A 12,751-nucleotide genomic window follows, 5' to 3' on the forward strand; every position below is an offset into this window, starting at 1 on the left:
AGTCAGGCCCGCCGACCAGGAGAGTGAGCCCATGCCCGACACCCCCGCCGGTCCGCCCGGCCCGGACCTCGACCGGCTCCGCGCCCACCTGGACCGCGAGCTGCCGGGTACCGTCCGGGGCGCGCTGCGGGCCGAGCTGATCGAGGGCGGCCGCTCCAACCTCACCTACGCGCTCACCGACGGCACCTCCCGCTGGGTGCTGCGCCGCCCGCCGCTCGGGCACGTCCTGGCCACCGCCCACGACATGGGCCGCGAGCACCGGGTGATGACCGCCCTGCGCGGCACCGGCGTGCCCGTCCCCGCGACCCTGCTGCTGGACACCGGCACGGACGTGCTCGGCGCGCCCTGGTACCTGATGGAGTACGTCCCCGGCACCGCGCACCGCGAGGTCGGACCGCTCGCCGCCCTCGGCGAGCAGCGCGTCCACGCCCTCGGCCGGCAGCTGGTCGACACCCTCGCGGAGCTGCACCGGATCGACCCGGCCGCGGTCGGCCTCGCTGACTTCGGCCGCCCCGAGGGCTACCTGGAACGCCAGCTCCGCCGCTGGTCCACCCAGCTCGCCGCCTCCCGCAGCCGCGACCTGCCCGGCGTCGACCGGCTGCACGGGCTGCTCGCCGCCCGGCTGCCGGTCTCCCCGGCGCCCGCGCTGGTGCACGGCGACTACCGGCTGGACAACGTGCTCGTCGACGAGCACGACGCCGTCACCGCCGTCCTGGACTGGGAGATGTCCACCCTCGGCGACCCGCTCACCGACGTCGGCCTGCTGGTGATGTACACCGAACTCGCCGGTGTCGGCGGCGGCATCATCCCCGCCGCCGCCACCGCCCCCGGCTTCCCCGCCGCCGGTGAACTCGTCGCCCGGTACGCCGAGCTGACCGGGCGCGACGCCGCCGACCTCGACTGGTACGTGGCCTTCGCCTCCTTCAAGCTCGCCGTCGTCGCCGAGGGCATCCACTTCCGCTTCCGGCAGGGCCGCACCCTCGGCGCCGGCTTCGAGCGGGCCGCCGAGATCGCACCCGTCCTCGCCGAGCACGGCCTGAGCACCCTCAAGGACCACTGATGGACTTCGCCTACGACGCCCGGACCGAAGAACTGCGTGAGCGCCTGCTGGCCTTCATGGACCAGCACGTGTACCCGGCCGAGCCCGTTCTGGAGGCCCAGCTGGCCGACCCGGGCCGCCCCGCCTGGGACGTCCCGCCGATCGTCGCCGAGCTCCAGGCCGAGGCCCGCGAGCGGGGCCTGTGGAACCTCTTCCTGCCGGGCCACCGGGACCGGCCGGGAGAGGGCGCCGGCCTGACCAACCTCCAGTACGCGCCGCTCGCCGAGATCACCGGACGCAGCCCGCAGCTCGCGCCGCCCGCCCTCAACTGCGCCGCCCCGGACACCGGCAACATGGAGCTGCTCGCCGAGTTCGGCTCCGCCGAGCAGCGCGAGCGCTGGCTGCGCCCCCTGCTGAGCGCCGAGATCCGCTCCGCCTTCGCGATGACCGAGCCCGATGTCGCCTCCTCGGACGCCACCAACATCGCCACCCGGATCGAGCGCGACGGCGACGAGTACGTCGTCACCGGCCGCAAGTGGTACATCACCGGCGCGATGAACCCGCGGTGCCGGATCTTCATCGTGATGGGCAGGACCGACCCCGGTGCCGAGCCGCACCGCCGGCAGAGCATGATCCTCGTCCCGCGCGACGCCCCCGGGGTCACCGTCCGGCGGGGCATGAAGGTCTTCGGCTACGACGACGCCGACCACGGCGGGCACGCCGAGGTCCACTTCGACGCCGTCCGGGTCCCGGTGGGTCATCTGATCGGCGCCGAGGGCTCCGGGTTCGCCATCGCCCAGGCCCGGCTCGGGCCCGGCCGGATCCACCACTGCATGCGGGCCATCGGCATCGCCGAGCGCGCGGTCGAGCTGATGTGCCGCCGGACGCTGGAGCGGGTGGCCTTCGGGCGCCCGCTCGCCGAGCAGGGCGTGGTGCAGGACTGGATCGCCGAATCCCGGGTCAGGATCGAGCAGTTGAGGCTTCTGGTGCTCAAGACCGCCTGGCTGATGGACACCGTCGGCAACCGCGGCGCGCACACCGAGATCCAGGCCATCAAGATCGCCACCCCGCGGACCGTCGAATGGATCCTCGACAAGGCCGTCCAGGCCCACGGCGCGGCCGGCGTCAGCCAGGACACCCCGCTCGCCCAGCTCTGGGCCGGCAACCGCACGCTGCGCCTGGCCGACGGGCCGGACGAGGTGCACAAGCGCTCGCTGGCCCGGCGGGAGCTCAGGCGCCACCGGCCGGGTGACCGGTAGGCCCCGCCCCGGGCGTGTCATACCTCGGTAGCACGGACGGGGTTGGCTCCGCGGTATGACGTTCGTTCACCACCCCGGCCCGTACGGTCTCGGTACGGGCCGGCCGGTGGACGGCGGCGTCGACGGCGAGGAGCTGGGGGAGTCATGCGCAAGCGGGCACACGGGCAGGGCGTGCGGACGGGGATCGTCGCGCTGCTGGCGGCCACGGCGGTGCTGGGCACCGCGGTCGCGCCGGCCGTGGCGGTGGCGGCGCCGGCCGTGGCGGAGCGCCGGGCGAGTGCCTGGCTGCCGCAGCCCACCGGGCCCTATCCGGTCGGCACCACAGCGGTGCACCTCACCGACGCCGGCCGGCCGGACCCGTGGCGGCCCGGGCGGGCCCGTGAGCTGATGATCAGCCTCTGGTACCCGACCGCCCGCCCCGCGGCCGGCGACGACCGCGCCCGCTACATGGAGCCCGGCGCCGCCGAGCACTTCGGCGGCGAGGACGGCGCGGCCGTCTTCAACTACCGCACGGTGAGCGGCCGGACGGACTGGTCGGCGGTCCGCACCCACGCCCGCCGGGACGCCCCCGCGCTGCCGGGCGGCCGCCCGCGCCCGGTGGTGCTCTACTCGCCGGGGCTCGGCGACCCCCGCACCTGGGGCACCGCCCTGGTCGAGGACCTCGCCTCGCGCGGCTACGTGGTGGTCACCGTCGACCACACCTACGACGCGTCCGAGGTGGCCTTCCCGGACGGCGGCCTGGCCACGTCCGTCTTCCCGGGCATGCTCGGCACCCCCGGCCTGGACATCGGCGCCCTGCTGCGCAAGGCCCTGCGGACCCGGGTCGACGACACCCGCTTCGTGCTGGACGAGCTCACCGTGCTGCGCACCGACCGGCGGCTCCCGGCCGGCCTCGGGGGTTCGCTGGACCTCACCCGGATCGGCATGGCCGGCCACTCCGCGGGCGGGTTCACCGCCGTCCAGACCATGCACGACGACCCGCGGATCACCGCCGGCGTCAACCTGGACGGCCAGCTGCACTTCCCCGGGCCCACCGGCGAGGGCGTCTTCCTGAGCAGCGTCGCCGAGGACGGTCTGGACCGGCCGTTCCTGCTGATGGGCACCGGGAGCGCGGACTCCGGCGACTACCACCACCAGCCCGGCTGGGACGCCCTCTGGCAGCACAGCCGGGGCTGGCGCGCCGACGTCACGCTCACCGGCTCCCAGCACGGCTCGTACACCGACGCGCAGTCGCTGCTGCCGCAACTCGCCGGTCAGGGCGCGGTGGCGGGCGAGGTGCTCCGGGCGGACGTCGGCGACATCCGCCCGGAGCGGGCGGTGCTCGCCACCCGCGCGTACGTCGCCTCGTTCTTCGACCGGTGGCTGCGCGGGCACGACGACCACCTGCTGGACGGGCCCTCGCCGCGCTTCCCTGAGATGGAGTTCGCCCGCTGACGGCAGGCCGCCCGGCCCGCCGCTAGCGGATCTCGGAGTCCGGGTTGGCGGCGTCCCAGTCCTGCCGGGAGTCGAGGATCGCGTCATGGTGGTCGTAGGACCAGTCCACCATCGCCCGGATCAGGTGGGTCAGGCTGTGGCCGGTCTCCGTCAGCTCGTAGTCCACCTGCGGCGGGACGGTCGGGTGGACGGTCCGCGACACCAGGCCGTCCCGCTCCAGCCGGCGCACCGTGAGCGTCAGCATCCGCTGCGAGATGCCCGGCACGGCGCGCTGGAGTTCGCGGAACCGCCGGACGCCCTGGGCGAGTTCGACCACCACCAGGACCGACCACTTGTCACCGAGCCGGTCCAGCAGCCCGCGGATCCCGCAGTCCACACCGTCCTCGCACCAGACCACCGGCCGGGGGGTGGTTACCGCGGTGTGCCCCACTGACATCAAAGTGCCTCCTTACGCCGAACGCCCAGGCTACCGAGGATGGTCACCGGGCGGCGCGGAGAGCCGCGGGCCCGGAACAGACCTTGGAGGTAGTGGTGCTTCTCGTCACCGGTGTCAACGGCGGACTCGGCGCTCTGGTGCTGGAGCGGCTGGCCGCGCTGCCCGGCGGGCTCGACGGGGTGCTGATCGGCAGCCGTACCCCGGAGAAGGCCCCGGCGCTCGGCGTCCCGGTCCGGACGGTGGACTTCGACCGGCCGCAGACCCTGGCGGACGCCTTCGCCGGGGTGCGGACGCTGCTGCTGATCTCGGCCGGCTACGGCGAGGACGATGTGGTGATCGCCCGTCACCGGGCCGCGATCGAGGCCGCCGAGCGGGCCGGCGTCGAGCACGTGATCTACACCAGCCTCTCCGGCGACGGCGACCACCTGGCCTACGCGCTGGCGCACCGCTGGACCGAGCGGCGGCTGCGCGCGTCCACGACGCTGCGCTGGACGATCCTGCGCAACGGCCTCTACGCCGAGCTGCTGGGCTCGCTGGCCGCGCCGGACCAGGACGGCGTGATCACCGCGCCGCTCGGCGACGGCCGGCTGGCCGCGGTCGCCCGCGCCGACCTCGCCGAGGTCGCGGCCACCGTGGCGCTGGCCCCGGCCGGGCACGTCGGGCAGGTCTACGAACTGGTCGGCGAGCAGGCGGTGGGCGGCGCGGACGTGGCGGCGGCGCTGTCCCGGGCCGGCGGCCGGCCGGTCGAGTACCGGCCGGGCACCCTCGCCGGGGCGCGGGCGGCGGTCGCGGCCTCCGGCGCCGAGACCTTCCAGGTGCCGATGGTGGCCGGGACGTACTCGGCGATCGCCCACGGCTTCCTGGCCGGACCGGGCGAGCCGGGGGACCTCGCCGCCCTGCTCGGCCGGCCGCCGCGCCCGGCCCTGGACGTGATCGCGCGGGACGCGGTCGCGGCCGGGTGACGCGGTGGGGCGCTACGCCCCGAGGACCACCAGCCGCCCGGTGCTGCGACCGTCCGCGACCTGCTGGACGGCCTCGGCCGCCGCGGCGAGCGGGAGGCGGGCGCTCACCAGCGGGCGGACCGTGCCGGCCGCGGCCAGCCGGGTCAGCTCCTCGTGGGCGGCCAGCACGGCCCGCGGGTCCCGGGTGTTGTAGAGACCCCAGTGCAGCCCGAGGATGCTGTAGTTCTTCACCAGCGCGTGGTTCAGTGCCGGGGCCGGGATCTCGCCGCCGGCGAAGCCGACCACCACGATCCGGCCCTCGAAGGCGACGCACCGGGTGGAGCCGGTGTAGGCCGCGCCGCCGACCGGGTCGAAGACCACGTCCGCGCCGCGGCCGCCGGTGGCCTCCTTGACCGCGGCGACGAAGTCCCCGGTGGTCCGGTCCACCACCAGGTCGGCGCCGAGCCCGCGCGCGACGGCCGCCTTCCCGGCGCCGCCGACGACGGCGATCACCCGCGCCCCGGCCGCCCGGCCGAGCTGGACCGCCGCACTGCCGACCCCGCCCGCCGCCGCGTGCACCAGCAGGGTCTCACCGGCCCGCAGCCCGGCCCGCCGGTGCAGGGCGAACCAGGCGGTCTGGTGGCCGATGTGCAGCGCGGCCGCCTCCGCGTCGTCCAGCGCCGGCGGGGCCGCGAAGGCCGCCGCGGCGTCCAGCAGGGCGTACTCGGCGAAGGCGCCGCCGGGCAGCACCGGGGTGCCGATCACCCGCTCGCCCGCGCGGTCGCCCGCCACCACCTCGCCGCACAGCTCGACGCCGGGGGTGAAGGGCAGCGGCGGCCGGACCTGGTACCGGCCGCGGACCATCAGCGCGTCCGGGAAGTTGACCGCGGCGGCCCGCACCCGGACCAGCAGCTGGTCCGGCCCCGGGGCCGGCCGCGGTACGTCCTCGGCCAGCCGCAGCACCTCGCGCGGCTCGCCCAACTCGGTCACCTGCCAGGCCCTCACAGTGCCGCGCTCCTTTCGAGCTCCCGCTGGAGCCGGTTCATCCCGCCGAGCCAGCGGTCCGGGTCGGTGGCCCGGACCGCGTAGTACTCGGCGACCTCGGGGTGCGGCAGGATCAGGAAGCGTTCCTCGCGCAGCCCGGCCAGCAGGGCGCCGGCGACGTCCTCCGGGTCCAGCGCGGTCGGCGCCAGCAGGGCCTCGCCGACCGCGCCGGTCGAGGCCAGCATGTCGGTGCGCACCCCCTGCGGGCAGAGCGCGTGCACCCGCACGCCCCGGTGGCGGTAGGTGGCGGCGAGCCACTCGGCGAAGGCGAGCGCGCCGTGCTTGGTGACCGCGTACGGGGCCGAGCCGAGCATGGTGAGGACACCGGCGGCCGAGACGGTGGCCACGAACCGCCCGGTGCCGCGCTCCAGCCAGCGGGGGAGCAGCAGGTCGGCGGCGCGGACGTGGGCCAGCACGTTCACCTCCCAGGCGCTCGCCCAGGCGGCGGCCGGCGCGTCCGCGCCGCCGACCGGGGCGACGCCGGCGTTGGCGCACCAGACGTCGATGTCGCCGAGTGCCGCCCGGGCCCGGCCGACCAGGCCGGCGACGCCCTCGGCGGAGGCCGCGTCCCCGGGGACGGCGGTGCCGCCGCAGCCGGCGGCCACCGCCTCGGCGGCCCCGGCGTCGAGGTCGTTGACGACCACCCGGGCGCCCGCCGCCGCGAAGGCGCGGGCCAGGGCGGCGCCGATGCCCCGGCCCGCGCCGGTGACCACCACGCCCTGGCCCGCGTACCCGCCGGCCGGGCTCCGCTCGTCCGTCACGGCGTTCACATCCCGCCGCCGAGGGTGACGCCGCCGTCGACGACCAGGGTCTGGCCGGTGATCCAGGCGGCGTCCGAGGAGAGCAGGAAGGCGACCGCGCCCGCGACGTCCTCCGGCACGCCGAGGCGGCCCAGCGGGTACGCGGCGGCGACCTGCTCCTCCCGGCCCTCGTAGAGCGCCGCGGCGAACTTGGTCTTGACCACGGCCGGCGCGACGGCGTTCACCCGGATGCCCTGGCCGCCGAGTTCGGCGGCCAGTTCGGTGGTGAGCCGGATCAGGGCGGCCTTGGAGACCCCGTACATGCCGATGCCGAGCGAGGCGCGGATGCCCGTGATGGAGGCGACGTTGACCACCGAGCCGCCGTGCTCGCCCATCCACGCGGCGTGCGCGCGGCGGGTCCAGCCGAGCGGGGCGAGCACGTTGACGGCGAGGATCTTGGCGGCGGCCGCCTCGTCGGTCTCCAGCACCGGACCGAAGACCGGGTTGATGCCGGTGTTGTTGACCAGGTGGTCGAGCCGGCCGAAGGCCTCCATCGTGCGGGCCACCGCTTCGTCCTGGTGGGCCGGGTCGTCCGCCTTGCCCGCGACGCCGATCGCGACCTCGGGGCCGCCCAGGTCGCGGACGGCCTCGGCGAGCGGCTCGGGGGTGCGGGCGGTCAGGCAGACCCGGGCGCCGCGGGCGATCAGTTCGCGCGCGATCCCGAGGCCGATGCCCCGGCTGGATCCGGTGACGACGGCCACCTGGCCCTTGAAGGAGTGCACCACGGAGGGTCCTTTCGCACGGTTCTGCGGGAGTTGTCCGCTGCTGCGGTGTCGGCCGACGGGGTGCGGCCGAGGCCCGGCCGCTCGGGCCGGGCCGGTGACTAAGCGCTTGCTTAGCATGCTGTCGGTGCGGGACCCTGTCAACAGTCGGCCGGGCCCTCCCCGGCCCGCGCGACCGGAACTCCGATACGCCTTTCCGGTACGACTTATCTGGGAGGATGGCGCCATGACCAGCACGCCCATCGCCGAACTCTGGCCCAGCCTGCCCGGCGTCGCCGACGCCCGCCCCGAGGCGGCCTTCCGGCTGCTCCAGGCCGCCGTCGAGTCGTTCGCGGAGCGCGGCTTCCACGCGACCACCACCCGGGACATCGCCACCGCCGCCGGGATGAGCCCGGCCGCGCTGTACATCCACTACCCGTCCAAGGCCGCCCTGCTGGCCGAGATCAGCCGGGCCGGCCACGCGGCCACCCTGACGCTGGTCCGGGACGCGGCGGCCGGCGAGGGCGACCCGGTGGACCGGATGCGGCGCCTGGTGGAGGAGTTCACGGCCTGGCACGCCCGGGCGCGGACGGTCGGCCGGGTGGTCAACTACGAGCTGCACGCGCTGCCGGCGGACGCCTACACGGTGGTCGCGGCCCTGCGGCTGGACATCGAGCGCGAGGTCAGCGCCCTCATCGAGGCGGGCGTCGGGGCCGGTGCCTTCGAGGTCGCCGAAGTTCGTACGGCGGCCCGCGCCGTGACCTCGCTGGGCATCGACGTGTCCCGCTGGTACACCGGCCGCAGCAGCGAGACCCCGGAGGAACTCGGGCGCCGCTACGGTGATCTGGTGCTGCGGATGCTGGGCGCGAAGGCCGGGTGAGGCCGCGGTGCTACGGGGTGACGGTGCGGCGGCTCGCGGGCGCTACGCCTTGACGGCGGTGTGCACGAACCAGGACACGTAGTCCCGTACCTGGTACATCTCCACCACCGACCGCAGGCCGAGCCACTTCTCCGCCGGGCCGAACAGGCGCAGCACCGCGTACGGCAGCCGGAAGTAGGCGTAGAGCGCGTCCGAGGTCGGGCGGTACCGGTCGGTGGCGTCCAGGGCCTCCTCGACCCGGAAGCCCGCCCCGGTGAGCAGCCGGCTCAGACTGCGGGAGTCGTACCGCTTGGCCCCGGGGAAGACCATCGCGTCGAGGTACGGGTCCAGGACCGCGCGGCCCTCGGGGCTGATCTCCTCCGGCGGCGCGCCGACCGGGCCCAGGACGACCAGCCGGCCGCCCGGCCGGAGCACGCGGTGGAACTCCGCCAGCGCCCGCCCGGGATCGTAGGCGTGCACCAGGGTCTCCATCGAGTACACGCCGTCGAAGGAGCCGTCGGGGAACTCCAGGTCGTGGTAGTCCCCCCAGGAGAAGGCGGTCCGCTCCTCCAGCGCCGCGCGGGTGCTGAGCCGGCGGGCCTCGCGGACGTGGAAGTCCAGCACGTCGACACCGGTGACCCGCAGACCGAACCGGGAGGCCATCTCCCGCGCCACCACCCCCGCACCGCAGCCGGCGTCCAGCACCCGCGACCCGGCGGGCAGCGCCAGCTTCCGGCCGAGGACGCCTTCGAGGCGCCGCTGTGCCTGCCAGCACCGCCACTTGGACTGGCCCGGTTCGGTCCACCCCCAGTGCCGGGCGTTGCGGCAGACGAGCGTGTAGAAGAGCTTGCTGCCCGGCCGCCCGTAGACCCGCCGGAGCCCGGTGAGATCGAGCTCGCCACTGACCATCCGAACCAGCCCGCCGTTCCGCTGCTCCGCGCTTCGCGACCCCGCTGTCCCGGGCCGCCGCCGTCCCGCCCACGCTACCGACGCGCCGTGGCCCGTGCCGGTCCGACGCGTCCGCCCGGGTGGACCGCCCGGGTGGCTCCGCCCGGTCCGGGCCTTGCGCGCCGGGCCGCACGGATCCTTGTGCCGGGGCCGGGACATGCCAGATGATCACGAGGTTCGGCCATGATCCATGGACGGGTCGCGGCACCGACGCAGTTCTCATCGACGGGGGTTGGCGATGTCCACAGATTCCACGCGCACCACGCGGTCCGGGGTGGCCGGCGCGGCGGGTGGGCCCGACGGTGACCCGGGGCGCCGCCCGGGCCGGCGCGCCCTGCTCGCCGGGCTGACCGGGGTGGGCGCCGTGGCCGGGAGCCTGGCACTCGGCGGTCAGGGCGCCGTCGCCGCACCGGCGGCGGTGGCGGCCGGCGCGGGCGCCTACGTGGTCGACGTCGTCGCCAAGGGTGCCGACCCGACCGGGGCCACGCCCAGCGACACCGCCTTCCGGGACGCCGTGGCCGAGGTGCTCGGCGGCGCGCCGGAGACCGGGGTCACCCCGAAGAAGGTCCTGCTGATCCCGCCGGGCACCTACCTGCTCACCCAGCCCGACAGCCTGCTCCCGCCGACCCAGAACACCGACCGCTCGACCCAGAGCGTCATCGACGGCATCTCGATCACCGGCTTCGGCAAGCGCCTCTCCCGCATCGTGTACGCGCCGACGGTCCGCGACACCGTGTTCTGGCGGAACATGGACCGCTACCGGAACATCCGGATCAGCGGCCTGACCTTCGAGAGCCAGGACGCGACCGCGACCTTCAACTACTCGTTCTCCTCCAAGACGTTCGGGGTGCAGGACACCTGGTACACCGACGTCGACTGGCGCGGCGCCTGGAAGGCGGGCATCGTCCTCGACGGCCCGGGGTCCAACTCCAACCTCAACAGCGAGATGGGCTGGGACCACTGCCAGATCAGCGGCTCCTACGCGGACGCGTTCCTGGTGATGGGCGGGATCCCGACCGAGCAGCAGCAGGACCAGTTCCTCAACTTCACCTTCCGTGACTGCAAGGTGGAGTTCCAGTCGGGCGTCTTCGTGCGCAACGAGCGCGGCGGCTCGATGAACTTCATCGGCGGGTCGTACATCCTCGTCGACCCCAAGTCGACCGGCACCTTCTTCAAGCTGGGCGCCAACTCGCCGCGGGCCGACTCGGTGATGCGCCTGTACGCCCAGGGCATCCGGTTCGAGGTCCGCGGCACCGGTCACAAGGTGATCGACTCCGCCTGGTACAAGGGCACCGTCACCTTCGTGTCCTGCGACGACACGGCGCGCGCCTTCGAGTCCTGGGCCCTCACCGACAAGGCCGTCCCGCACGTGTACCGCTTCGACGCCGTCAACCCCTCGCGCGGACCGGTGATCCGCTACCAGGACTGCGCCCTGCTCGGCGCGCACCAGGTGACCTCGGGCACCGCGACCACCGCCGGCAAGCTGCTGTACGACGGCTGCCGCTTCGCCAACCAGGAGGCGGGCACCGGGAGCACCGGATTCCTGCGCTGGACCGGCCCCGCGCCCTGGTACGAGTTCCGCGACTGCCTGGTGAAGGCCGAGCGGCTGCCCGACGCCAAGGTGCCGTAGACCGCACCGGTCGCCGGGCCGGGGCTGCCGCGCGGAAGCCCCGGCCCGGCCCGCCGGGGTGGCCGCGGTGAAGGCGCGGCGGCGCAAAAGCACCTGACAGGCCGCCGGCAGGTCGCTAGGCTCACCGCGATGACTACTCATTCCGCATCCGGATGGGGGGCCCCGTCCGCGCAAGGTGAGTGCTGATGCTCACTCCGACCGCGAACCGGGACTCCCGTCTCTCCCTCTGGCTGCGCGTGCGCGAGTTCGCCGTGCCGCCGTCCATGATCGATACCGCGACCGCCCGCCGCCTGGCCGGCGACTGGGCCGGGGCCTGCGCCGCCGCGAACATCGATGTCGACCTCGACCTGCGCGCCGTGGCGCGCACCCACGGCCGGGACCTCGCCACCGAGGTCCGCGCCGACCTCCGCCGGCTGGCCCCCGACCTGCTCCGCTGGCACCTGCCGAGGATCGCCCCGGACGGCCTGCTGCGCCCGGGGCTGACGGTCGCCCTCGCCCGGTACGACGCCGCGACGGGGGACGGCGGGCCCCCGGTCCGACTCGTGGCCCGGACCCCGCCCGCCTGGGCGGACGCCGGCCAGCGGATCAGCCTCGCCCTGTGGGACGGCTCCCACCGCGAGCCCGGCACCGCCCGCTACCCCCACCCCCACCCCGACCGGCGGTTCCGGCTCGACCTGCACCGCCATCTGTGGGACGCGCGCCGCAGCGGCGAACTGCGGCTCCGGAGCGGGGCCGGCCGGCCGTGGACCGGTCCGCCGCCGCGGGCGGCGCTGCCCACCGCCCTGGTGGCGCCGGGGCGGCACTGTGCCGTCGACCGCTGGGCGGCCGAGGCCGAGCTCCTGCTCGCCGCCGAGGGGCGCGGCAGCGGCCCGGTGGACGTCCGCCTCGGGGCCCGGCGCCGGCTGGTCCTGGAACCGGTCGCGGACCGGGACGGCCCCGGGCCGCCGGCCCAGTGGACCGTGGCCGCGCCCACCGGCGGCGCCGGCCCCGCGCGGCCGGTGCTGCCCGACGCGGCGACCTGGGTGCTCCCCGACCTCGAACTGCTCCGTACCGGGGCGATCGAGGCCGATCGGCTGCACCCGCTGGTCGCCTCGGCCCTGGTCCCCGGCCACGCGCCGGCCGGGCCCGCCCCGCTCCCGGACCGGGCCGGGCAACCGCGCCTCGTCGACTGCCGGGGAGCCCGGCACCGGATCGGCCTGGTCGACGGCGTCCTGGCGGCGCTGGACCACGACCCGGCCGAGCTGCGCCGGGAGGAGCTGCTGGTCGCCCTGACCGGTACGCCGTTGCCCTGTCTGCAGGTCATCGACCAGGCGCACCGCCGCCCGGAGCAGCTCAGCGGTGTCCGCGAGCGGCTGGACCACGGCGACACCGCCGGTGCGCTGGCGGTCGTCGAGGGCCTGCTGGGGCCCGGGGCCGTGCTGCGCGGCGGCGCGCTGCGGGACGAACTGGCGGCGGCGGCGCTCCGGCGGGTCAGCTACGGGCTGTTCCGGGCCGGCCTGGTCGAGCACAGCCCGAGCCCGGACCGCCGCCGTCCGCGCGACCGCCGCTCCGGTGCCCGTGGGGCGACCTCCCGCTGACCCGGTGCCGGGGGCCGCGCTGCCTTCCGGCGGCGCCCCGACGGCCTTCCACCGTCCCGCACGCTTCGCAAGCCACGCTTCAC

At 75.7% G+C, this 12,751-nt stretch carries 12 protein-coding genes; 7 read left to right on the forward strand and 5 right to left on the reverse strand.

The window, feature by feature from the left end:
• Nucleotides 1-31: 31 nt before the first annotated feature.
• The 3 genes from ACIQTO_RS18035 to ACIQTO_RS18045 all read left to right on the forward strand — a co-directional run bounded on the left by ACIQTO_RS18035 (nt 32) and on the right by ACIQTO_RS18045 (nt 3,732).
• A complete protein-coding gene (locus ACIQTO_RS18035; protein ID WP_402388575.1) occupies nt 32-1,060 on the forward strand; it encodes a phosphotransferase family protein in 1,029 nt (342 codons plus the stop codon).
• A complete protein-coding gene (locus tag ACIQTO_RS18040) occupies nt 1,060-2,298 on the forward strand; it encodes an acyl-CoA dehydrogenase family protein (protein WP_402388576.1) in 1,239 nt (412 codons plus the stop codon). The genes ACIQTO_RS18035 and ACIQTO_RS18040 overlap by 1 nt, the downstream gene beginning before the upstream one ends.
• Nucleotides 2,299-2,442: 144 nt before the next feature.
• Nucleotides 2,443-3,732, forward strand: a complete 1,290-nt coding sequence (locus tag ACIQTO_RS18045; protein ID WP_402388577.1) for an alpha/beta hydrolase family protein — start codon at nt 2,443-2,445, stop codon at nt 3,730-3,732.
• A gap of 22 nt (nt 3,733-3,754) precedes the next feature.
• Here ACIQTO_RS18045 and ACIQTO_RS18050 read toward each other — a convergent pair whose 3' ends face one another.
• Nucleotides 3,755-4,168, reverse strand: a complete 414-nt coding sequence (locus ACIQTO_RS18050) for a winged helix-turn-helix transcriptional regulator (RefSeq protein ID WP_402388578.1) — start codon at nt 4,166-4,168, stop codon at nt 3,755-3,757.
• 95 nt (nt 4,169-4,263) lie between these two features.
• On the opposite strand from ACIQTO_RS18050, the gene ACIQTO_RS18055 reads away from it, so the two are divergent.
• Complete coding sequence (locus tag ACIQTO_RS18055) at nt 4,264-5,130, forward strand: NAD(P)H-binding protein (RefSeq protein WP_402388657.1); 867 nt, start codon at nt 4,264-4,266, stop codon at nt 5,128-5,130.
• A gap of 12 nt (nt 5,131-5,142) precedes the next feature.
• Here ACIQTO_RS18055 and ACIQTO_RS18060 read toward each other — a convergent pair whose 3' ends face one another.
• The 3 genes from ACIQTO_RS18060 to ACIQTO_RS18070 are packed head-to-tail and all read right to left on the reverse strand — an operon-like array spanning nt 5,143 to nt 7,678.
• Nucleotides 5,143-6,114 (reverse strand): NADPH:quinone oxidoreductase family protein, encoded by a 972-nt coding sequence (locus tag ACIQTO_RS18060; protein ID WP_402388579.1) that lies wholly within the window; start codon nt 6,112-6,114, stop codon nt 5,143-5,145.
• Nucleotides 6,111-6,914, reverse strand: coding sequence for an SDR family NAD(P)-dependent oxidoreductase (locus tag ACIQTO_RS18065; RefSeq protein WP_402388580.1), 804 nt, complete (start codon nt 6,912-6,914; stop codon nt 6,111-6,113). Before ACIQTO_RS18065 ends, ACIQTO_RS18060 begins: the two co-directional genes overlap by 4 nt.
• Before the next feature lie 5 nt (nt 6,915-6,919).
• Complete coding sequence (locus ACIQTO_RS18070; protein ID WP_402388581.1) at nt 6,920-7,678, reverse strand: SDR family oxidoreductase; 759 nt, start codon at nt 7,676-7,678, stop codon at nt 6,920-6,922.
• A gap of 223 nt (nt 7,679-7,901) precedes the next feature.
• On the opposite strand from ACIQTO_RS18070, the gene ACIQTO_RS18075 reads away from it, so the two are divergent.
• Nucleotides 7,902-8,534: a TetR/AcrR family transcriptional regulator gene (locus ACIQTO_RS18075; protein WP_402388582.1), complete on the forward strand. Its 633-nt coding sequence runs from the start codon at nt 7,902-7,904 to the stop codon at nt 8,532-8,534.
• 42 nt (nt 8,535-8,576) lie between these two features.
• On the opposite strand, the gene ACIQTO_RS18080 is transcribed toward ACIQTO_RS18075, so the two are convergent.
• A complete protein-coding gene (locus ACIQTO_RS18080) occupies nt 8,577-9,422 on the reverse strand; it encodes a class I SAM-dependent methyltransferase (RefSeq protein WP_402388583.1) in 846 nt (281 codons plus the stop codon).
• Between the two features lie 277 nt (nt 9,423-9,699).
• On the opposite strand from ACIQTO_RS18080, the gene ACIQTO_RS18085 reads away from it, so the two are divergent.
• Nucleotides 9,700-11,091, forward strand: a complete 1,392-nt coding sequence (locus ACIQTO_RS18085; protein WP_402388584.1) for a hypothetical protein — start codon at nt 9,700-9,702, stop codon at nt 11,089-11,091.
• A gap of 185 nt (nt 11,092-11,276) precedes the next feature.
• Nucleotides 11,277-12,668: a hypothetical protein gene (locus ACIQTO_RS18090; protein WP_402388585.1), complete on the forward strand. Its 1,392-nt coding sequence runs from the start codon at nt 11,277-11,279 to the stop codon at nt 12,666-12,668.
• The last annotated feature ends 83 nt before the right edge of the window (nt 12,669-12,751 follow it).

Source organism: Kitasatospora sp. NPDC091207 (assembly GCF_044768625.1).
GTDB lineage: Bacteria > Actinomycetota > Actinomycetes > Streptomycetales > Streptomycetaceae > Kitasatospora.